The organism is Salipiger bermudensis (assembly GCF_019801965.1).
Lineage (GTDB): Bacteria > Pseudomonadota > Alphaproteobacteria > Rhodobacterales > Rhodobacteraceae > Salipiger > Salipiger bermudensis_A.
Window position 1 is genome coordinate 397,968 of record NZ_JAHVIA010000005.1, and the last position, 18,782, is coordinate 416,749.

The following is an 18,782-nucleotide window of genomic DNA, read 5'->3' on the forward strand; positions in this document are numbered from 1 at the left end:
CCGGCCCTGATTCCGCGCGGGGAACCGCTCGGGCATTCTCTGGCTCGGGAGCGACCATTCAATTTGAACGTGGCGAGAGCGCACATCCACATGTCGTGCCGTGGTATCGCCTTAGGCCCCCACTCAGCTCCAGGAGGCTGCCGCGCACGACCGATCCGCCGGGCGATGACCCAAGCGCCGGATCCCTTGCTGTATCCCGGCCAAGGCCGACGCTGAGCCCACGGCCCAGCGCTATCCTCGGCGCGGCGGTCGCATCGCCCGGATGTCAGCCGCCCGAAGCCCTATTTCGGCGCGGTGATCAGCGCGTAATCCTGCGGCTCGCGGTGGAGGGCGAAGTTGAACACGTTGGCGCGGATCTCGGTGCAGCGGTCGAGGTCGATCTCGGCGGTGATGACCTCGTCGCCGCTGGTCACGCAGCGCGCCATGATCTCGCCAGTAGGCGCCACGATGACGCTGCCGCCGATCAGCTCGCTGCCCTCCTCCATGCCGGCCTTGGCGACCGCCACCGCCCAGAGCCCGTTCTGGTAGCAGCCCGCCTGCACCGACAGCTCGTTGTGGAAATACTGCAGGTGATCGTGCTCGGGCGCGGGCGGGTAATGCAGCGGCGTGTTGTAGCCCAGCACCACCAGCTCCGCCCCGCCAAGGCCCAGCATCCGCCAGGTCTCGGGCCAGCGCCGGTCGTTGCAGATGCACATGCCGAGCTTGCCGTCAAACGCTTCATAGACCGGGAAGCCCATGTCCCCCTTCTCGAAATAGCGCTTCTCGAGATGCTGGAACGGCCGCCACTCCTCGTTCTCGAAATGGCCCGGCAGGTGGATCTTGCGATACTTGCCGACGATCTCGCCCTGCCCCGAGACGAGGATCGCGGTGTTGAAATGGCGCCCCTCTGGCGTCAGCTCGGCATAGCCGAGGTGAAAGCCGATACCCAGCTCGCGGGCCAGATCGAAGAGCGGTTTGACCTCGCCGCTCGGCATCTCGGTCTCGAACCACTGGTCGATCTCGGCCGAGTCCTGCATGTACCATCGCGGGAAGAAGGTGGTGAGCGCCAGCTCAGGAAACACCACCAGCGTGGCCCCGCGCGCGTGGGCGCTGCGCATCATCGCGCACATCCGCGCGACCGCCGAGGCGCGCGGCTCGTCCTTCGCGATCGGTCCCATCTGCGCTGCCGCGACGACAAATTTCCGGCTCATGCTCTTGCTCCTGCCAGCGTGCAAACGAGATCGAGCAGGAGCTGGGCCCCCGCCGCGAGATCGTCGGGATCGCTGTGTTCCTTGATATTGTGGCTCAGCCCGTTCTCGGAGGGCACGAAGATCATCGCCGTGGGGCAGAGCGGCGCGAACATCTGCGCATCGTGCCCGGCGCCCGAGGGCATGCGTTTCACGCTCATCTGCCGCGCCTGTGCGGCCGCCTCGACCTTGTCGACGAGCCCCTCGTCGAAGACCACCGGCGCGAAGCGCGCCATCTCGCGGATCGCCAGCTCGCAGCCTGCCTCGGTCGCGGCCTCTTGCGCAAAGCCTGTCAGCCGCGCGGTGGCAGCCTCGAGCAGATCGCCATCGGTGTTGCGCAGGTCGACCGTCAGCCGCGCGGTCTCGGGGACCACGTTGACGAGCCCCGGCGACAGCTCGAACACGCCCACCGTGGCCACCTGCGGCGGCCCGTTCTCGGCGGCGATGGCATCGCCCTCGCGCGCGATGCGCATGGCGACCTGCCCAGCATCGCGGCGCAGCGCCATCGGCGTGGTGCCGGCGTGGTTGGTCTGGCCGCTGACGGTGAACTCGGTCCAGTGGATGCCCTGCACCCCGGTGACCGCACCGATGCGCAGCCCCTCCTGCTCGAGCACCGGCCCCTGCTCGATATGCAGCTCGAGATAGGCCGCCGGGATCACCGGCGCGTCGCTGCCGCGATAGCCGATGCGGTCAAGCTCTTCACTGACAACGCCCGCGCCGTCGGTCGCGGTGACGGCGAGCATCCCGTCCAGATCGAGCGCACCGCAATAGGCGCCGGAACCCATCATGTCGGGGGCGAAACGCGCGCCCTCCTCGTTGGTAAAGGCGGCCACGGCGATCGGCGCCTCGGTCTTGATGCCATGATCGTTCAGCGTCTCGACCAGCTCGAGCCCGGCCAGCACGCCGAGCGCGCCGTCATAGAGCCCGCCGGTGGCGACCGAGTCGATATGCGAGCCGACCATCACCGGGGCACCCGCGCTCTCCCCCGCGCGGATGCCCCAGATATTGCCGATGGCGTCGATCCGGACGGCCATCCCCAGCCGCTCCATCTCTGCCACCAGCCAATCGCGCCCGCCCTTGTCGGCATCGGTGAGCGCAAGCCGGCAGACCCCGCCGCCCTCGAGCGCACCGATCTGTCCGAGCGTGGTCAGCCTCTTGAGAAGCCGCGCGCCGTCGATATCGGGTGTCATGCGGCCTCCCCACGGACCTCGGCTGCTGTCATGCCAACGAGCTCTTCGTAGAGCGCCGCGTCGGTGTCGCCCTCGGTGCCGAAGACCAGCACCCGCGAGGACCAGTCGAGCCCCAGCGCCGTGCGCGCCTCCTCGTCGCTCATGGCGGCGGCGAGCCCGGCAATGCCCGCGACGGCGGATTCCCCGGCGACAATTGCCGGATCACCGCCCTCGGGCTTGGCCAGCCGCTTCATCTCGGCCACCGCCGAGGCATCGGTCAGTGCCATCACCGCGTCGCCGTGATCGCGCAGGATCTCCCAGGCCAGCGCCGAGACCTCGCCGCAGGCAAGCCCCGCCATCAGCGTATCGAGATCCCCCTCGACCGCCGTGGGCGTGCCCGCGCGCATGGTCTCGAGCCAGCAGGCCGACTGGTCGGGATCGCAAAGCACGATGGTGGGCCGCGCCGCGCCCCAGCGCCGCACCGCCTGCGCCGCGACCGCCGCCGCCATGCCGCCGACGCCGGTCTGCAGGAAGACATGGGTGGGCGGCTCGGAGAGCGCGTCATAGGCCTCGGCGGCCATCACCTCGTAGCCCTGCATGACGTCCTTGGGGATCTCCATGTAGCCCTCGTAGGAGGTGTCGGAGACAACGAACCAGCCCTCACGGGTGGCGGTCTCCTGCGCCTCGCGCACGCTGTCGTCGTAATTGCCCGCACAGCGGCGCACCTCGGCGCCATAAGCCTCGATGGCGGCCTTGCGGCCTTCGGAGACGGTGGCGTGGATGAAGATCACGCAGTTGCAGCCGAAATTCTGCGCCCCCCACGCGACCGAGCGGCCATGGTTGCCGTCGGTGGCGCAGCAGACGGTGATCTTCGCGGCCTCTTCCGGATGGGCAACCCGCGTCACCTCGGCCATCGAGACCTCGCGCCCGAGCGCCTCGCCGATCTTGCGCGCCAGCAGCCGGGCGACCGCATAGGCCCCCCCCAGCGCCTTGAAGCTGCCGAGGCCGAAGCGCGAGCCCTCGTCCTTGTAGCGCAGCTCCGCCACGCCGAGCTTCGCCGCCAGCGCGGGCAGCGCGTGCAGCGGGGTCTCGGCGTGGCCGGGCCATCCCGATATGGTCTCACGCGCCAGCGCGAGCCCCGCGTCGGAGAGGATCGCATCCTGCTCCGCCGTCCAGGGTTTGTCATGCTCCGCGAGTGGGTTAAGGCACAAAGTGAAAGCCGCGTCGGTGCCCGCGTTGCGCGTGAGATCGGTGGTCATCGGAAGTCCTTCAGGTCTTGTATGGCATCCAAGGATGCACGGGTCTGCCGGGACGCGAAAGGGACAGCGCGCCCCGGCAGGGTTGGTCGATCAGAAGTCGGTCTTCTCCTCCTCGATCGACGACAGCATGGCCTCGAGCATCGCGGTGCCCTCGGCGCCGTAGTTCTCCTCGATCAGCGCGCGCACGGCGGGCTGGGCCGCCTCGGCGAACTTGGCCTGCTCCTCGGGGGTGACGACGTTCACCTCCATCTTGGCGGCCAGCGCCGGCAGGCCCTTCTCGGAGGCCTCGATCACCCGGCTCATCGCGCGGCCGGCGTCGGTGGCGACATCGGCGGCCCATTTCACCAGGTACTGATCCTCTTCCGACAACGAGGCGAGGAACTCGGCGTTCATCGTCCAGATGTAGGGGGTGATCAGGTGGTTGGTGATCGAGAGATATTTCTGCACCTCGTCGAACTTGGCGAAGGCGATGATCGGCACCGGGTTCATCTGGCCGTCGGCGACGCCGGTCTGCAGCGCGGTATAGACCTCGGCCCAGGGCAGCGGGGTCGGCTGGCCGCCGAGCGACGAGATCATCGCCTCGTGGGTCGGCAGGGTCATGGTGCGGATCTTGAGCCCGTCCATATCCTCGACCGAGGCGATCGGCCGGACACTGTCGGTGAAGGCGAAGAAGCCGCCACTGTCGAGCAGGCCCAGCACCTCGAGCCCGGTCTTGGCCTCGAGATCGGCGACGAAGGCCTCGCCGAAGCTGCTGTCGGTGTCGATCACCTTGGAGGCGACGCCGATGTTCGGGAAGGCGAAGGGAATGTCGAACACGCCGACCAGCGGGTAATGCTGCGCCATGCCGCCCGACGACGAGATTGTCGATTCAACCAGTCCCGAGCGCACCTGCTCGATCACTTCGTTGTCCTTGCCGAGTTGGCCGTTGGGGAAGAGCTGCACCTCGATGCGGCCGTTGGAGTTCGACTCGACGAGGCTCTTGAACACCGCGCCCATGGCGCCGGAATGCGAGGCAAACGGATCTTCCGGGTTCAGGTGCGCGAGGCGGATGGTGATGTCCTGCGCCATGGCGCCGGTCGCCATGAGGGCCGCGATGGCGGTGGTTGCGAGAAATTTCATGTCTTGGCTCCCTTGGTTGGAAATCGCACGGGTTCAGAGCCCGAGCAGTCTTGGTATGAAAAGCGTGAGGTCGGACCAGTAGGCGACGATCAGCAGGATGGTCACTTCGGCGAGGATGAAGGGCCAGAGCTCCTTGGTGATCGCCTCGACCTTCTCCCCGGTGACCGAGGCCAGCACGAAGAGACAGGCACCCACAGGTGGCGTCATCAGCGAGATGTTGAGCGCGAGGATGATCATGATGCCCGCGTGCACCGGCTCCATGCCGATCTGGACGGTCAGCGGCGCCAGCACCGGGGCGAGGATGATCAGCGTGGCGTTGATGTCCATCACCAGGCCGATGACCAGCAGCAGCAGCAGGATCAGGCCGATGATCACCATCGGGTTGTCGGAGATGCTCAGCATACCCTCGGCGATGGCCTGCGGGATGCGGTTGAAGGTCATCCACCAGCCGAGGATCGAAGCCGAGGCGATGATCAGGAAGATCACCCCGGTGATCCGCGTGGTGCGCACCGCGACCTCGTAGAGATCGCGCCAGCTCAGCGCCCGGTAGACCAGCCCGCCGACCACCAGCGCGTAGGCCACGGCGATGGCCGCCGCCTCGGTCGGGGTGGCGAAGCCGCCGAGGATGGCGCCGAGGATGAAGACCGGCAGCAGCGCCGCGAGGAAGCCCTCTTTGAGCGCCGCGCCCACGAGCCGCAGGCTCGGGCGGCCCTCGCCTTTCGGCAGGCCCTTGCGACGGGCGGTGAGCGCGATCACGGTCATGCAGATGGCACAGATCAGCAGCCCCGGCAGGATGCCGGCGGCAAACAGCCCGGCGATCGAGACGCCCATGATCGAGCCGTAGATGATCGCCAGCGTCGAGGGCGGGATGGTCGGGCCGATGATCGAGCCGGCGGCGGTCACCGCGCAGGCATAGGGGCGCGAGTAGCCACCCTTGACCATCGCCGGCACCAGCGTGTTGCCGAAGGCGGCGCTGTCGGCGGTGGCCGAGCCGGTCAGGCCCGCGAACATCACGCTCGCCACCATGTTGGAATGGGCCATGCCGCCGCGCATCCAGCCGACCAGCGCATCGGCCAGCCGCACCAGCCCCATGGTGATGCCCGAGCGGTTCATGATCTCGCCCGCGAGGATGAAGAACGGCATGGCGAGGAAGGGAAACAGGTCGAGCCCGGCAAACATCCGGTCCGGCACCATCTGCATGAAGCGCGGCCCCATGTCGATGATGCCCACCACCCCGGCGACGCCGATGGCAAAGCCCACCGGCAGGCCGAAGGCGAGAAGCCCGAAGAACGCCACCGCGACCATCAGCGCACCCATCTCAGATCTCCTCGTCCATCGGGGGAAGGCTGGCGCCGGTGCTCTCCGGCGCGCGCTCGGCGAAGGCATCGTGGATGCCGATCAGCAGCAATTGCAGGCAGGCCATGAAGGCCGCCAGCGGCACTCCCATGAAGGGCCAGCCCTTGGGGATCTGGTAAATCATCGTGAGCCGCGAGAAGCCCTTCACCGCGAAGCCGATGCCGTAGAAGAACAGCGCCGCGAAGAAGGCGAAGGCGATCAGGTCGAAGGCGATGGCGAGCCAGCGCCGCACCGGCCCCGGCAGGCGCGAGAAGATGAACTCGACGCCGATATGCTCGCGGTGGGCAATGCCCGACGATACCGCAAGCAGCGCCATCCAGATCATCAGGTAGCGCGCCAACTCCTCGGTGAAGGTCAGCGGCAACGGAATCACGTAGCGCACCAGCACGCCGAGCCAGACATCGAGCACCAGCAGCACCAGCAGCGCCACGCAGACGCGTTCCACGAGCCAGTTCACCCGCAGGCTCAGATCCTTCGCCCTGGCTGAAATTTGCGACACGCTGCCCCCGACTCGTTTGCGTTGCGACCTCTTTATCGAAAAACATCTTTCACTCATCTGGCAATAGTGAAAAACTATTTTCACTATTTGACCGCATGAGATGCCCATGAAGACAGCAGACGCCCCCTCGATCCCGATCTCCCGGCGCATACACGAGGCCTATGGCAGCCTGCCCGAGGGCGAACGGCGCATCGCCGATTCCCTGCTCGGCAATCCCGGCGACCTGGCGGTGCTGACGGCGACCGAGCTGGCGGCGGCGGCGGGCGTCTCGAACGCCACCGTAAGCCGGTTCTTCCGGCGGCTGGGCTACGAGAGCTTCGAGCAGGCCAAACGCCAGGCCCGGCGCCTGCGCGAGACCGGCTCGCCGCTCTATACCGGCAGCGTGACGCCGGCGAGCAAGCGCATCTCGGACCTGCTCCAGAGCGAGGTGGCGGTGCTGGAGAGCACCCTCACCCGGCTCAACCCGGTGACCCTGCGCGAGATCGTCGAGGCGATGGCGACCGCGCCGCGCATCCGCACGCTGGGCTATCGCAACAGCCACTTCCTCGCCGAATACGTCACCGCGCAGCTCGGCCAGATCCGCCGCGCGGTCTCACCGCTGATGCTGCCGGGACAGACCCAGGCCGAGGGCATCGCGCTTCTCGACAGGGGAGACCTGGCGGTGGTCATCGGCCTGCGCCGCAGGCCCGCGGGCTTTACCTCGGTGGTCGAAGAGATCGCCCGGCGCGGCGCCCGCATCCTGCTGATCACCGACAAGACCATTCGAGAGGCCCCGGCCTACGCCACCTGGACTATCGATTGCCGGGTCGAGACAGCGCAATACTCCGATGCCTATTCCGGCGCGCTGGCGGTGCTGCGGCTGCTGGCGGTCGAAACCCGGCGCACCCTCGGCGAGGCCGGTCAGGCCTATCTCGAGGAGGTCGAGGCGCTGCGCGAACGGCTGCAGGAACTGGAGTAGCGCGCGCCCACTGGCCTCGCGTCGGCGGCTCCTGTAGAGGCGAAAGGCGACACGCCTCAACCGCGACGGGATCTCTGCCGTGCTCCTCCTCACCATCTGGCCGCTCTTCGCGCTGATCTGCCTCGGCTTCCTGCTGGCGCGGGCGGGCTTTCCCGATAGGGCGTTCTGGCCGGCCGCGGAGCGGATGAACTATTTCGTCCTGTTTCCGGCGCTGCTGGTGGCAAATCTCGTCGATGCCCCGGTGCGCGACCCGGCGATCCTGCGCCTTGGCGGCGCGATGGTGGCCACGACCTGCATCGCCGCGCTGGGGATGACCCTCCTGCGCAGCACAGTTATGAAAGCACCCGCCGCGCGCTTCGGCCCGGCGCTGCAGGGCGTGGTGCGCTTCAACACCTATCTCGGCCTCGCCATCACCGCGAGCCTTGCGGGCAGCGAGGGGCTCGAGCGCGCGGCGGTTCTGCTCGCCGTGGGGGTGCCGCTGGTCAACGTGCTGTCGATCATCGCGCTGTCGGAGGCGAGCGTGCTGCGCCACCCGCTGCCGCTTCTCAAGACGATGGCGCGCAACCCGCTGATCCTCGGCTGCATCATCGGCATCGCGCTGGCGCTGGCGGGCACCGGCCTGCCTTTCGGGTCGAAGCGGGTGCTGGAGTTTCTCGCGCAGGCCAGCCTGCCGCTGGGCCTGCTTTGCGTCGGCGCGGCGCTGCAGCCGGGCGCGATCCGGCGCGACGTGACGGCGCTCGCCGGCACCTCGGCGCTGCGGCTGCTGGCGATGCCAGCGCTCGGCGCGGCGATTGCGTTTGCGTTTGGCCTCGACGGGATCGAGGCGCTGGTGCTTGTGGTGTTCATGGCGATCCCCACCGCGCCGACGGCCTATGTGCTGACCCGGCAACTTGGCGGTGACGGCACGCTGATGGCGGGGCTCGTGACGCTGCAGACGCTGGCGGCGGTGCTCACCATCCCCTTGATGCTCTGGCTGCTCGGGATCGCCTGAGTCTGTGCCCCGTCCGCGCTCCTACGCTGGGTGCGGGGCTGGCGCTGGGTTCGGGTGCGGGTGCGGGTGCGGGTGAGGCTCTGCGCCGCTACTGGAAGAAATACTGCGCGTAGATCGGCGCGCATCCGGCGCCCAGCGCTCTCGCGTTGGCGCCGACCAGCGCCGCCTCGGGCCGCGGCGGCACCATGCCCCGCGTGTCGAGCCGTTCGAGCTCCTCGCGGGTGCGCTCCACCAGCCGGTGACGCACCTCCGCCGGGAAGGCGCCGTCGATCAGGATGGCCTCGAAATCCATCACCGAGCCGATCGAGCGCGTGGCATGGGCCAGCGCCGCGCCGGTGGCGTCGATCCACGCGCCCAGCATCGGCTCGTAATCGCGCCAGTCCTGCGGCATCACCCACATCGCCGCCGCATCTCCGCCCGCCTCCACGATGGCCGCCTCGAGCAGGTAGAGCGAGGCCGCGTCGATCAGCTGCACCTCGCCGCCCGCCCCCGGCACCCGCAGCGAACCGAAGGCACCGGCATTGTGATGCGCGCCCACCGCCACGCCGGAGTTCAGCACCACCCCGCCGCCGATGAAGGAGCCGATGAATACATGGGCGTAGTCGGTGAACTCGCGCCCGCGCCCGAAAATATGCTCTGCCCGGCAGGCGGCGGTGCCGTCATTCTCGACGAAGAGCGGCAACGGGCTGATCCGCGCCACTTCCTCAACGAAATCGATGTCGCGCCAGACGGTGAAATCCTGCGGTGCACCGAGCACCTCGGTCCAGCTCCAGATCTCGGAGGGCGCGGCGATGCCGATGCCGCAGAGCCGCTCGCGCTGGTAGGGCGTGAGCCCAGCGCCAAGGCGCTGCATCTCGCGGTCGAGATAGCCGAAGATCAGGTCGGGCATCGGGTAGCGATAGGTGATCTGCGAGGCGTCGAGCACCTCGCCCATGATGTTCATCACCACCAGATCCGCCGAGCGCCGCCCGATCTTCAGCCCGAAGCTCAGCGCCGCGTCGGGATCGAGCGCCATCGGCACCGAGGGCTTGCCCACCCTGCCCCGCTGCGGCTCGCCGCGCAGCAGGAAGCCGTCGGATTCGAGCTTGCGCAGAATGTTGGAGACGGTCTGCGCCGAGAGGCCGGTATGCTTTGCGAGGTCGCTGCCGGGCAGCGCGCCGTTGCGCTGGATCATCGACAGGATGAGCCTCTCGTTATGCGCGCGCACGCCGGACAGGTTGGCGCCAGCGCTCAGCTTGCGGATCTCGCTTCCGTCCATCTCCGGTCCTCCAGCCATGCCGAAATCTAGGCCCGGCAGGTTAATAAATCAATTAGAATTATTTATTGACCAACTCCCGGAATCGCTGTTATCCCTAACGCCAATCCGTTGGAGGACGGAGAGTTCGGCGGCAGACCGGGAGACCGGGCCGCCACGGGAGGAGGACCCACCTAGATGAAAACCACCATGAAACTTCTGTCGATCAGCGCGATTGCGCTTGCTGCATCCACCTTTGGCGCCGCGGCGCAGGACGTTGGCGCCTGCCTGATCACCAAGACCGACACCAACCCGTTCTTCGTGAAGATGCGCGAAGGCGCCGAGGCCAAGGCGGCCGAGCTCGGCATCTCGCTCAACAGCTATGCCGGCAAGGTCGATGGCGACAACGAGACCCAGGTCGCTGCGGTCGAGACCTGCATCGCCAATGGCGCCAGCGGCATCCTGATCACGCCCTCGAGCACCTCGGCCATCGTGCCGGTGATCGAGCAGGCCCGTGACGCCGGCATCCTGGTGATCGCGCTCGACACCCCCCTCGATCCGATCGAGGCGGCCGACATGACCTTTGCCACCGACAACTACAAGGCCGGCGTGATGATCGGCCAGTGGGCCGCGGCCAAGCTCGGCGACGGGGCGGCGGATGCACGCGTCGGCTTCCTCGATCTCGACGTGTCGCAGCCCACCGTGGGCGTGCTGCGCGACCAGGGCTTCATGGAAGGCTTCGGCATCGACATCAAGGATCCCAACCAGTGGGGCGACGAGGACGATCCGCGCATCGCGGGTCATGACGTGACCCAGGGCAACGAGGAAGGCGGCCGCAAGGCGATGGAGAACCTGCTCGCCTCGGATCCGATGATCAACGTGGTCTACACCATCAACGAGCCCGCCGCCGCCGGTGCCTACGAGGCGCTCAAGGCCATCGGGCGCGAGAATGACGTGCTCATCGTCTCGGTCGATGGCGGCTGCCCCGGCGTGCAGAACATCGCCGACGGCGTGATCGGCGCGACCTCGCAGCAATACCCGCTGCTGATGGCCTCCAAGGGCATCGAGGCGATCGCCGCCTATGCCAAGGACGGCACCAAGCCCGAAGCCACCGAGGGCAAGGACTTCTTCGACACCGGCGTGGCGCTGGTGACCGACCAGCCCGTCGAGGGCGTCGAGTCGATCTCGGTCGAAGAGGGCCTCAAGCTCTGCTGGGGCTGACCCGCACCGAACGGCCGGCCCTCTCCCCCGACTGAGGGCCGGCCCCCTTCCCCTTCACTTGCCAAACGCGGGCGCGACATGTGCCCGCCACCGGAGGATGGCACGATGGCGAACACCGACAGTTACGAAGACGTGGTGAAGACCAGAGGCGAAGAGAAGTTCGCCGAGTTCGAGCCCAGCCACAAAGGTCTCATGGGCCGCTTCCACGACGCCCTGCACAGCACGCCGGCGCTGGTACCGCTGATCGTGCTGCTCTCGGCGCTGGTGGTCTTCGGCATCGTGCTGGGCTCGAAATTCTTTTCGCCCTTCGCGCTAACGCTGATCCTGCAACAGGTGCAGATCGTCGGCGTGCTGGCTGCGGCGCAGGCGCTGATCATCCTGACCGCCGGCATCGATCTCTCGGTCGGCGCGGTGGCGGTGCTGTGCTCGGTGATCATGGGCCAGGTGACCTTCCGCTACGGCGTCCCCGCGCCGCTCGCCATCCCCATCGGCCTCGCCTGCGGCACCGCCATCGGCGCGATGAACGGCTGGCTGGTGAGCAAGGTCAAGCTGCCACCCTTCATCGTGACCCTCGGCATGTGGCAGATCGTGCTGGCGGTGAACTACCTCTATTCCCGCAACGAGACGCTGCGCTCGCAGGAGATCGAAGAGCTCGCCCCTGCCCTGCAATTCCTAGGCAACAAGTTCACCATCGGCGGCGCGGTGATCACGCTGGGCGTCGTGGTGATGCTCGGCACCGTGCTGATCCTCGCCTATGCGCTGCGCTCCACCGCCTGGGGCCGCCACGTCTATGCGGTGGGCGACGACCCCGAGGCGGCGCAGCTCGCCGGCGTCGACCGCCACAAGACGCTGATGTCGGTCTATATGCTGGTGGGCTTCATCTGCGGCCTCGCCGGCTGGGTGATGATCGGACGCTTCGGCTCGGTCTCGCCCTCCGCCACCACCGGCGTCATCGGCAACATCCAGGCGATCACCGCCGTGGTGATCGGGGGCATCTCGCTCTTCGGCGGGCGCGGCTCGATCCTCGGTGCCTTCTTCGGCGCGCTGATCGTCGGCGTGTTCGAGCTGGGCCTGCGCATGGCCGGGGCCGACCCGCAATGGACCTACCTTCTCATCGGTGTGCTGATCATCGCCGCCGTGACCGTCGACCAGTGGATCAGAAAGGTGACCGCATGACCCAGCCTGTTCTCCAAGCCCGCGGACTCGTGAAGCGCTATGGCCGCGTGACCGCCCTCGACCACTGCGACTTCGACCTGATGCCGGGAGAGATCCTCGCCGTGATCGGCGACAACGGCGCCGGCAAGTCGACCCTGATCAAGGCGCTGTCGGGGGCCATCACCCCCGACGCCGGCGAGATCGAGCTCGACGGCAAGCCGGTCCAGTTCCAGAGCCCCAACGACGCCCGCGGCTACGGCATCGAGACGGTCTATCAGACGCTCGCCATGTCGCCCGCCCTGTCGATCGCCGACAACATGTTCATGGGTCGCGAGATCCGCATGGAGGGGATCATGGGCAAGCTCTTCCGCAAGCTCGACAAGAAGGCGATGGAAGACTTCTCGCGCCAGAAGCTGGCCGAGCTGGGCCTGATGACGATCCAGAACATCCACCAGCCGGTCGAGACGCTCTCGGGCGGTCAGCGTCAGGGCGTCGCCGTGGCCCGCGCCGCCGCCTTCGGCTCCAAGGTTGTGATCCTCGACGAGCCAACCGCGGCGCTCGGCGTGAAGGAGAGCCGCCGGGTGCTCGACCTGATCCAGGAGGTGCGCTCGCGCGGGATCCCGATCATCCTGATCTCGCACAACATGCCGCATGTCTTCGAGGTCGCCGACCGGGTCCACATCCACCGGCTCGGCAAGCGGCTCTGCGTCATCGACCCGAAGAACCACACCATGTCCGACGCGGTGGCCTACATGACGGGCGCTGCCGTGCCCGAAGACGCGCTGGAGCCGGCCTGAGGCCTCCCCGGATGTCGGCTCCGGCACGGGGCGGCCCCGGTGCTTCCCAGCACCGGGGCCGTTTTGCTTTTCCTCAGAGAATGTGGCTCAGGCCCACTCGCCGCCGCGGAACACCGGCACGCGGGTGCCGTCGGGCTTGATGCCGTCGATATCGGTGTCGGCGCCGCCGATCATCCAGTCGACATGGATCAGGCTGGCATTGCCGCCCTTTTCGGCCACCTCTTCCGCCGACAGGCTGGCGCCGTCGAGGAAGCACTTGGAGTAGCACTGCCCCAGCGCGATGTGGCAGGCGGCGTTCTCGTCGAAGAGCGTATTGTAGAACAGCAGCCCCGATTGCGAGATCGGCGAGCTGTGCGGCACCAGCGCCACCTCGCCCAGCCGCGCCGCGCCCTCGTCGGTGGCGATGAGCTCGCGCAGGATGTCGCCGCCCTTCTCGGCCTTGGCCTCGGTGATGCGGCCGTCCTTGAAGGTCACCTCGATGCCGTCGATCAGGCTGCCCTGGTGCGACAGCGGCTTGGTCGAGCGCACGGTGCCGTCGACACGGTGGGAATGCGGCGTGGTGAACACCTCTTCAGTCGGGATGTTGGGGTTGCAGACCACGCCGTTCTGCGCCTCCGAAGCGCCGCCATGCCACTCGTGATCATCCGCAAGGCCCACCGTCAGGTCGGTGCCCGGGCTCTTGAAATGCAGCGCCGAGAAGCGCTGCGCGTTGAGCCATTCGGTGCGGGTGCGCAGCGTGGCATTGTGCTCGGCCCAGGCGGCCACCGGATCGTCGCGGTCGACGCGCGAGGCGGCGAAGATCGCCTCGGCCAGCTTGGCCTGCGCCTCCGAAGGCGCGAGATCGGGGAACATGCGCTGCGCCCAGGCCTGCCCCGGCCAGGCGCAGATCGACCAGTTGATCTCGAAATTGGCGATCTTCTCGAGCGCCGGCTTGTAGGCGGCGGAAATGGCCTTGCCCGCGCGCGAGACCTTGGCGGCGTCCTGCTCGGCCAGCAGCATCGGGTCTTCGCCGACGATGGCCATGCGCGCGGCGCCGCCCGCGAAGGCCTCGGCCATGCCGGAATAGAGCCAGCCGGCGGCGGTGTCGAAGCTCTCGTCAGCGGCCTTGCCATAGCGCGCCAGCGCGACGCCGGGATCGGCGAAGATCGGCGTCACAAGGCTGGCGCCGGCCTCGTAGGCCGCGGCGGCCACGGCGCGCACGAGCGGCGCCGCCTCGATCGGCGCGGTCAGGACGAGCTCTTGGCCCGGCTGCAGGTTGAGGCCGGTGCGCACCGCCACATCCGCAAGACGCTGCACTAGGGTCGGGTCGATGGGGCTGTCGGTCATGAGGCGTCCTCGCTCTGTCAGTGGATTGCCGACAGAGGTAACACCTGCATCACCGCGGGCAAGCGGGAAGCGCCTGACGTGGCGCCGCGCCCTACACCCCGTCAGCCCTGGCTGCGCTGCGACAGCCACACCTGCCAGGCCTGACGGCTGCCGCCGAAGGCGTTGAGATCGACCGGGCCGCTCACCCCGGGCACCAGCCCGGTGCCGGAATACTGCCAGAAGCTCCAGCGCTCGTCGGGGTAGCGCTCGTTGGGATGCGCCTTCACCGAGCGCAGCCAGAACTCCACCCCGCTGAGCGATCCGAGCTCGTTTCGCTCGTAGAAATCCGGCGTGGTGTAGATCAGCGGCGCGGTGCCGTAATGGCGCTCGACGATGCGCGAGAAGGTGCGGATCGAGGCCCGCACCTCCGCCGGTGGCGGGCGCAGCTTGCAGGTCGGCGAAAGGTGGTTCCACTCCATGTCGAGGATCGGCGGCAGATCGCCCCGCACCTTCGGCACGTTCTCGATGAACCACGCCGCCTGCTCATGCGCGGGACGGCAGAAATAGTAGAAATGATAGGCCCCGACCGGGACGCCCGCCCGGCGCGCGCCGGTGGCGTTGTCGGCGAAGGCCGGGTCGATCATGTCGCCGCCCTCGGTGGCCTTGAGCCAGGCGAAGCTGATACCGGACTTGCGCGCCTCGCGCCAGTCGATCAACCCCTGGTAGCGCGCCGCGTCGAGCCCGTGGACCGGGTAGCTCGCCGGGCTGCGCGCGCCCCAGGCGTGCGGCTTGGTATCGCCAAAGCGCACCGGGATGCCCTCGGCCCGGTTTGCCCGGATCGACAGCTGGCTGACGCCGGAGGTGGCGAAATCCTGCGTTCGCACCTGCGATTTCGGGGGGGCGCTGCCGCAGGCGGCCAGAGCCCCTGCTGCTGCGAGGAAGAGGGCCGCGGCGGTGACGCGACCCGCGAAGGGTTTGTCTTTCATGATGCCTGTATCCTGCCTGCACTGTCCTGCTCGTTATGCGGGAATCATAGCGCGGAACCGGCTTTCACGCATCAGTTACCACGCCCCCTGCCGATCACGATTTCACCCGAAGCGCTTCGGGCGCGCGCCCCGCTTCACGCCGCGCTGAAATTGTCGCCGCCGCGCCGCGATTTGCCGCAGCGCAGCGGAATCCGCCGCCCTGTCATCGCTTTGATACCGACACGGGGCACGGCTTGCGGCAGAGTGGCAAATGAAGATGGAGGCGTAAGATGTTATTTTCCCTGCAAGGTCAGAAGGCGCTCATCGTCGGCATCGCCAACGAGCATTCCATCGCCTGGGGCTGCGCCAAGGCGCTGCGAGACCAGGGCGCCGATCTGGCGATCACCTATCTCAACGCCAAGGCCGAGCCCCATGTGCGCCCGCTCGCCGAAGAGCTCGGCGCCGAGATCATCCTGCCGCTCGATGTCAGCCAGCCGGGCCAGCTCGAGGCGGTGTTTGACGAGATCACCGCCCGCTGGGGCCGGCTCGACACGTTGCTGCACTCCATCGCCTTCGCCCCGCGCGACGATCTGCACGGCCGGGTCGTCGATTGTTCGGCGGAGGGCTTCACCATGGCGATGGACATCTCGGTCCATTCCTTCCTGCGCATGATCCGGCTGGCCGAGCCCTTGATGCACGAGGGCGGCACCTGCCTCACCGTGTCGTTCTTCGGCTCGGTGCGGGTGGTGAAGGATTACAACATGATGGGGCCGGTGAAGGCGGCGCTGGAAAGCGCCGTGCGCTACTCGGCGGCCGAGCTCGGCGAGAAGGGCATCTCGGTGCACGCGCTGTCGCCGGGGCCGCTCAAGACCCGGGCCGCCAGCGGCATCAGCCATTTCGACGAGATGCTCAACGCTGCCGCCGCGCGCGCGCCCATGCACGTTCTGGCGAGCATCGAGGACGTGGGCGCCATGGCCGCCTTCCTCGCCTCGCCGCAGGCCCGCAACCTCACCGGCGGCGTGCACGAAATCGATGGCGGCTACTCGATCATCGCCTGACCTGACACCACCCTCTCCCCTTGAGCAACGGCGTGCAAGGCATGGCAGCGTCTCACAAAACGGGGTGGTCCTCACACCCTTGGCGGGTAAGATGCCGGCAACGCCGGGCGCCCGCGGCGCGAGTTCTGCGCCATGCCGGACCCTGACGCTCCCGGACCAGACAGAAAGGCGCCCGCTCCCATGTCCAAGACCCCCGTCGCCCTGACGTTGAACGCGGGCTCGTCCTCGCTGAAATTCGCTCTCTACGACATCTCCGGTGCCCCGGTGGAGCTGGCCTCGGGGCTGGTCGACGCGATCGGCGCCACGCCGCGGCTGAAAGCCGATTTCGGCAGCGCCGCCCCCGCCCTCAAGCGCGACCTGACCTCCGTCGAGGCGCGCGATCATGTCAGCGCGCTCAACACCGCCCTCGGCGAGCTGCGGCAGAAGTTTCCCGATGCCAAGGCCTCGGTGGTCGGCCACCGCGTGGTGCATGGCGGGCCGGTCTATTCCGAACCGGTGGCAATTACGCCGGACGTGCTCGAGGAGCTGCGCCGCTTCTCACCCTTCGCGCCGATCCACCAGCCGCACAACCTCGCCGGGGTCGAGGCCGCGATGGCCGCTTTCCCGGATGCGCTGCAGGTCGCCTGCTTCGACACCGCCTTCCACCGCACCCATCCCAAGGTGAACGACATCTTCGCCCTGCCGCGCGAGTATTACGACAAGGGCGTGCGGCGCTACGGCTTCCACGGGCTGAGCTACGATTACATCTCCGGCGAGCTGAAGCGGCTGGCGCCGCTGGTGCATGACGGCCGGGTGATCGTCGCGCATCTGGGCAATGGCGCGTCGATGTGCGGCATGATCGGCGGGCGCTCGATTGCCTCGACGATGGGCTTTACCGCGCTCGACGGGCTGCCGATGGGCACCCGCACCGGCCAGATCGATCCGGGCGTGATCTTCTACATGGTGCAGCAGGAGGGCAAGAGCATCGACGAGGTGCGGCAGCTCTTCTATTCAAAGTCGGGGCTGCTCGGCCTCTCGGGCCTGTCGAACGACATGCGCACGCTCGAGGCGGCCGACACGGTCGAAGCCAAGGAGGCGATCGACTATTTCGTCTTCCGCATCCGCCGCGAGCTCGGCGGCCTCGCGGCCGCGCTCGGCGGGCTCGACGCGCTGGTGTTCTGCGGCGGCATTGGGGAGAACTCGCGGCTGATCCGCGAGCGGGTCTGCGAAGGCATGGGCTGGATCGGGCTCGAGCTCGACCGCGAGCGCAACGCCCGCAACGATACCCGCATCTCCACCGAGATGAGCCGGGCACGGATCCTCGTGGTGCCGACCAACGAGGAGCTGGTCATCGCCCGGGCCGGCAAGCGGCTGCTCGAAGGCGCCGCCTGAGCCCGCCCCCCGAGTTGAGCGCGTCCGCCGCGCTCAGACCGCGCGGGCGGCGGAGCGGGCGATCTCGGTGATCTGCGAACGGTCCAGATTGATGTCGGCCAGCTCGCGGTCGCTGTAGGTCGAAAGCTCCCGGTAGATGCGGGCGTATTCGTTGCGGCGGGCGTTCCAGTGCTTGACCGCGGCGATGGTGCTGTGGAGCTGGGCGGCGAGCCCGTGATGCACGGGATGTTCGGTCACATGAGCCATGTGTCTGTCCTCTCGGTTTCGATTTTCGGGATGCGGCCTAGCTCGCCCGGATACCGGGATCGCCATGCCTTGATGCCCCTCATATCGGGTCGTGCCGGGAACAGAACAACGTACAGATACCGAAACCCGCCATGCAGAGAGCTCATGCCGGCATGATAGAAAGGCGCCGGAAGAGAATTTTGGGAATCGTTAACTTTTTTGGGAACCTATCGCCATTTCTTGCGTTTAAAGCACTTGGGACGACAGGTATCTTGAAGGCAGCCAGCACTTGACCACGACAGCTCCGAGCGCAGCGCGTCTTGCCGACTGCGCGCCGAATTTCCGCCATGCCATCCGGCGGGACACCAAAACCGAGCACGAAGCGCTCGAAGCGCAATTCGCGCCGTTCATGGCCGCTCCCGAACGTCACCTGTCCTGGTTCCTCGCCACCCAATACGCCGCGCTCGGCGCGCTGCTGGCCAGCCGCCCCGCGGAGGCCGAAGGACTGCTCTCGGGCCTGCTTCTGACCGAGCTCGTCGGCCGGCTGCGCTTCGATCTCGAGAACCGCGGCGTGATCGCGCCGGCTCTCGACCGCGCCGCCGAGAGCCTCGACACGGTGGCCATCGATTACCTCGTTCTGGGCTCGCGGCTTGGCACCGAGACCATGCGCCGCCAGCTCTTCGCCGATCACCAGCGCGAGGCGATCCCGCAATATTTCCTGATCGGCACGATGCCGGAGCTCTGGCAGCGCCATTGCGCCGAGCTCAACACGATCGAGGCGGGCTCGCCACGTGCCGCGAAGATCATTCAAGATACCAAGGCAGGCTTCGCGATCTTTGCCCGCGCGGCCCTCACCCAGGCATGAAGATGAAAG

General features: G+C 67.7%; 18 protein-coding genes. 8 read left to right on the top strand and 10 right to left on the bottom strand.

What is annotated here, in order from left to right:
- Positions 1-281: 281 nt before the first annotated feature.
- From KUV62_RS13700 to KUV62_RS13725, 6 genes are all read right to left on the bottom strand, one after another.
- Positions 282-1,190 carry an N-carbamoyl-D-amino-acid hydrolase gene (locus KUV62_RS13700; protein WP_222604267.1) on the bottom strand — a complete coding sequence of 303 codons (909 nt, stop codon included), beginning with the start codon at positions 1,188-1,190 and terminating at the stop codon, positions 282-284.
- Positions 1,187-2,416, bottom strand: a complete 1,230-nt coding sequence (locus KUV62_RS13705; RefSeq protein WP_222604268.1) for a Zn-dependent hydrolase — start codon at positions 2,414-2,416, stop codon at positions 1,187-1,189. The genes KUV62_RS13700 and KUV62_RS13705 overlap by 4 nt, the downstream gene beginning before the upstream one ends.
- Entirely contained in the window at positions 2,413-3,654 is a 1,242-nt protein-coding gene (locus KUV62_RS13710; RefSeq protein ID WP_222604269.1) for a diaminopropionate ammonia-lyase, read from the bottom strand. Before KUV62_RS13710 ends, KUV62_RS13705 begins: the two co-directional genes overlap by 4 nt.
- Positions 3,655-3,744: 90 nt before the next feature.
- Complete coding sequence (locus KUV62_RS13715) at positions 3,745-4,773, bottom strand: DctP family TRAP transporter solute-binding subunit (RefSeq protein WP_222604270.1); 1,029 nt, start codon at positions 4,771-4,773, stop codon at positions 3,745-3,747.
- Between the two features lie 33 nt (positions 4,774-4,806).
- On the bottom strand, positions 4,807-6,090 hold the full coding sequence (locus tag KUV62_RS13720; protein WP_261395638.1) for a TRAP transporter large permease: 1,284 nt from the start codon (positions 6,088-6,090) through the stop codon (positions 4,807-4,809).
- A 1-nt stretch (position 6,091) separates the two neighbouring features.
- Entirely contained in the window at positions 6,092-6,586 is a 495-nt protein-coding gene (locus tag KUV62_RS13725; protein ID WP_222604271.1) for a TRAP transporter small permease, read from the bottom strand.
- 148 nt (positions 6,587-6,734) lie between these two features.
- Between KUV62_RS13725 and KUV62_RS13730 the strand changes: the two genes are divergently transcribed.
- Together KUV62_RS13730 and KUV62_RS13735 are read left to right on the top strand one after the other, a co-directional pair.
- A complete protein-coding gene (locus KUV62_RS13730) occupies positions 6,735-7,586 on the top strand; it encodes a MurR/RpiR family transcriptional regulator (protein WP_261395640.1) in 852 nt (283 codons plus the stop codon).
- A gap of 79 nt (positions 7,587-7,665) precedes the next feature.
- Positions 7,666-8,577: an AEC family transporter gene (locus KUV62_RS13735; protein WP_222604273.1), complete on the top strand. Its 912-nt coding sequence runs from the start codon at positions 7,666-7,668 to the stop codon at positions 8,575-8,577.
- 88 nt (positions 8,578-8,665) lie between these two features.
- Here the strand turns inward: KUV62_RS13735 and KUV62_RS13740 are convergent, their stop codons facing one another.
- Positions 8,666-9,835: an ROK family transcriptional regulator gene (locus tag KUV62_RS13740; RefSeq protein WP_222604274.1), complete on the bottom strand. Its 1,170-nt coding sequence runs from the start codon at positions 9,833-9,835 to the stop codon at positions 8,666-8,668.
- 174 nt (positions 9,836-10,009) lie between these two features.
- Here KUV62_RS13740 and KUV62_RS13745 point away from each other — a divergent pair, with 174 nt between their 5' ends.
- The 3 genes from KUV62_RS13745 (at position 10,010) to KUV62_RS13755 (ending at position 12,984) form a co-directional block, all read left to right on the top strand.
- Positions 10,010-11,032 (top strand): sugar ABC transporter substrate-binding protein, encoded by a 1,023-nt coding sequence (locus tag KUV62_RS13745; RefSeq protein WP_222604275.1) that lies wholly within the window; start codon positions 10,010-10,012, stop codon positions 11,030-11,032.
- Positions 11,033-11,137: 105 nt separating this feature from the next.
- Positions 11,138-12,208: an ABC transporter permease gene (locus KUV62_RS13750; RefSeq protein ID WP_222604276.1), complete on the top strand. Its 1,071-nt coding sequence runs from the start codon at positions 11,138-11,140 to the stop codon at positions 12,206-12,208.
- Entirely contained in the window at positions 12,205-12,984 is a 780-nt protein-coding gene (locus KUV62_RS13755; RefSeq protein WP_222604277.1) for an ATP-binding cassette domain-containing protein, read from the top strand. The genes KUV62_RS13750 and KUV62_RS13755 overlap by 4 nt, the downstream gene beginning before the upstream one ends.
- An 87-nt stretch (positions 12,985-13,071) precedes the next feature.
- Here the strand turns inward: KUV62_RS13755 and KUV62_RS13760 are convergent, their stop codons facing one another.
- Complete coding sequence (locus KUV62_RS13760; RefSeq protein WP_222604278.1) at positions 13,072-14,310, bottom strand: aminopeptidase; 1,239 nt, start codon at positions 14,308-14,310, stop codon at positions 13,072-13,074.
- Between the two features lie 101 nt (positions 14,311-14,411).
- The gene (locus tag KUV62_RS13765) at positions 14,412-15,275 is read right to left on the bottom strand and encodes a GH25 family lysozyme (protein ID WP_222604279.1); all 864 of its coding nucleotides are present in this window, start codon (positions 15,273-15,275) and stop codon (positions 14,412-14,414) included.
- Between the two features lie 269 nt (positions 15,276-15,544).
- Here KUV62_RS13765 and fabI point away from each other — a divergent pair, with 269 nt between their 5' ends.
- Together fabI and KUV62_RS13775 are read left to right on the top strand one after the other, a co-directional pair.
- Positions 15,545-16,312: an enoyl-ACP reductase FabI gene (fabI, locus tag KUV62_RS13770; RefSeq protein WP_222604280.1), complete on the top strand. Its 768-nt coding sequence runs from the start codon at positions 15,545-15,547 to the stop codon at positions 16,310-16,312.
- 180 nt (positions 16,313-16,492) lie between these two features.
- Entirely contained in the window at positions 16,493-17,683 is a 1,191-nt protein-coding gene (locus KUV62_RS13775) for an acetate/propionate family kinase (RefSeq protein ID WP_222604281.1), read from the top strand.
- 33 nt (positions 17,684-17,716) lie between these two features.
- Here KUV62_RS13775 and KUV62_RS13780 read toward each other — a convergent pair whose 3' ends face one another.
- Entirely contained in the window at positions 17,717-17,929 is a 213-nt protein-coding gene (locus KUV62_RS13780) for a DUF1127 domain-containing protein (protein ID WP_222604282.1), read from the bottom strand.
- A gap of 268 nt (positions 17,930-18,197) precedes the next feature.
- Here KUV62_RS13780 and KUV62_RS13785 point away from each other — a divergent pair, with 268 nt between their 5' ends.
- Positions 18,198-18,773, top strand: coding sequence for a hypothetical protein (locus KUV62_RS13785; protein WP_222604283.1), 576 nt, complete (start codon positions 18,198-18,200; stop codon positions 18,771-18,773).
- Positions 18,774-18,782: the final 9 nt, after the last annotated feature.

Excerpts from the sequence above, each read along its gene's own strand:
- KUV62_RS13715 (WP_222604270.1), bottom strand. The coding sequence starts at position 4,773 with ATGAAATTTCTCGCAACCACCGCCATCGCGGCCCTCATGGCGACCGGC.
- KUV62_RS13740 (WP_222604274.1), bottom strand. The coding sequence starts at position 9,835 with ATGGACGGAAGCGAGATCCGCAAGCTGAGCGCTGGCGCCAACCTGTCC.
- KUV62_RS13775 (WP_222604281.1), top strand. The coding sequence starts at position 16,493 with ATGTCCAAGACCCCCGTCGCCCTGACGTTGAACGCGGGCTCGTCCTCG.
- KUV62_RS13780 (WP_222604282.1), bottom strand. The coding sequence starts at position 17,929 with ATGGCTCATGTGACCGAACATCCCGTGCATCACGGGCTCGCCGCCCAG.
- KUV62_RS13760 (WP_222604278.1), bottom strand. The coding sequence starts at position 14,310 with ATGACCGACAGCCCCATCGACCCGACCCTAGTGCAGCGTCTTGCGGAT.
- KUV62_RS13750 (WP_222604276.1), top strand. The coding sequence starts at position 11,138 with ATGGCGAACACCGACAGTTACGAAGACGTGGTGAAGACCAGAGGCGAA.
- KUV62_RS13705 (WP_222604268.1), bottom strand. The coding sequence starts at position 2,416 with ATGACACCCGATATCGACGGCGCGCGGCTTCTCAAGAGGCTGACCACG.
- KUV62_RS13700 (WP_222604267.1), bottom strand. The coding sequence starts at position 1,190 with ATGAGCCGGAAATTTGTCGTCGCGGCAGCGCAGATGGGACCGATCGCG.
- KUV62_RS13765 (WP_222604279.1), bottom strand. The coding sequence starts at position 15,275 with ATGAAAGACAAACCCTTCGCGGGTCGCGTCACCGCCGCGGCCCTCTTC.
- fabI (WP_222604280.1), top strand. The coding sequence starts at position 15,545 with ATGTTATTTTCCCTGCAAGGTCAGAAGGCGCTCATCGTCGGCATCGCC.
- KUV62_RS13710 (WP_222604269.1), bottom strand. The coding sequence starts at position 3,654 with ATGACCACCGATCTCACGCGCAACGCGGGCACCGACGCGGCTTTCACT.
- KUV62_RS13730 (WP_261395640.1), top strand. The coding sequence starts at position 6,735 with ATGAAGACAGCAGACGCCCCCTCGATCCCGATCTCCCGGCGCATACAC.
- KUV62_RS13755 (WP_222604277.1), top strand. The coding sequence starts at position 12,205 with ATGACCCAGCCTGTTCTCCAAGCCCGCGGACTCGTGAAGCGCTATGGC.
- KUV62_RS13720 (WP_261395638.1), bottom strand. The coding sequence starts at position 6,090 with ATGGGTGCGCTGATGGTCGCGGTGGCGTTCTTCGGGCTTCTCGCCTTC.
- KUV62_RS13745 (WP_222604275.1), top strand. The coding sequence starts at position 10,010 with ATGAAAACCACCATGAAACTTCTGTCGATCAGCGCGATTGCGCTTGCT.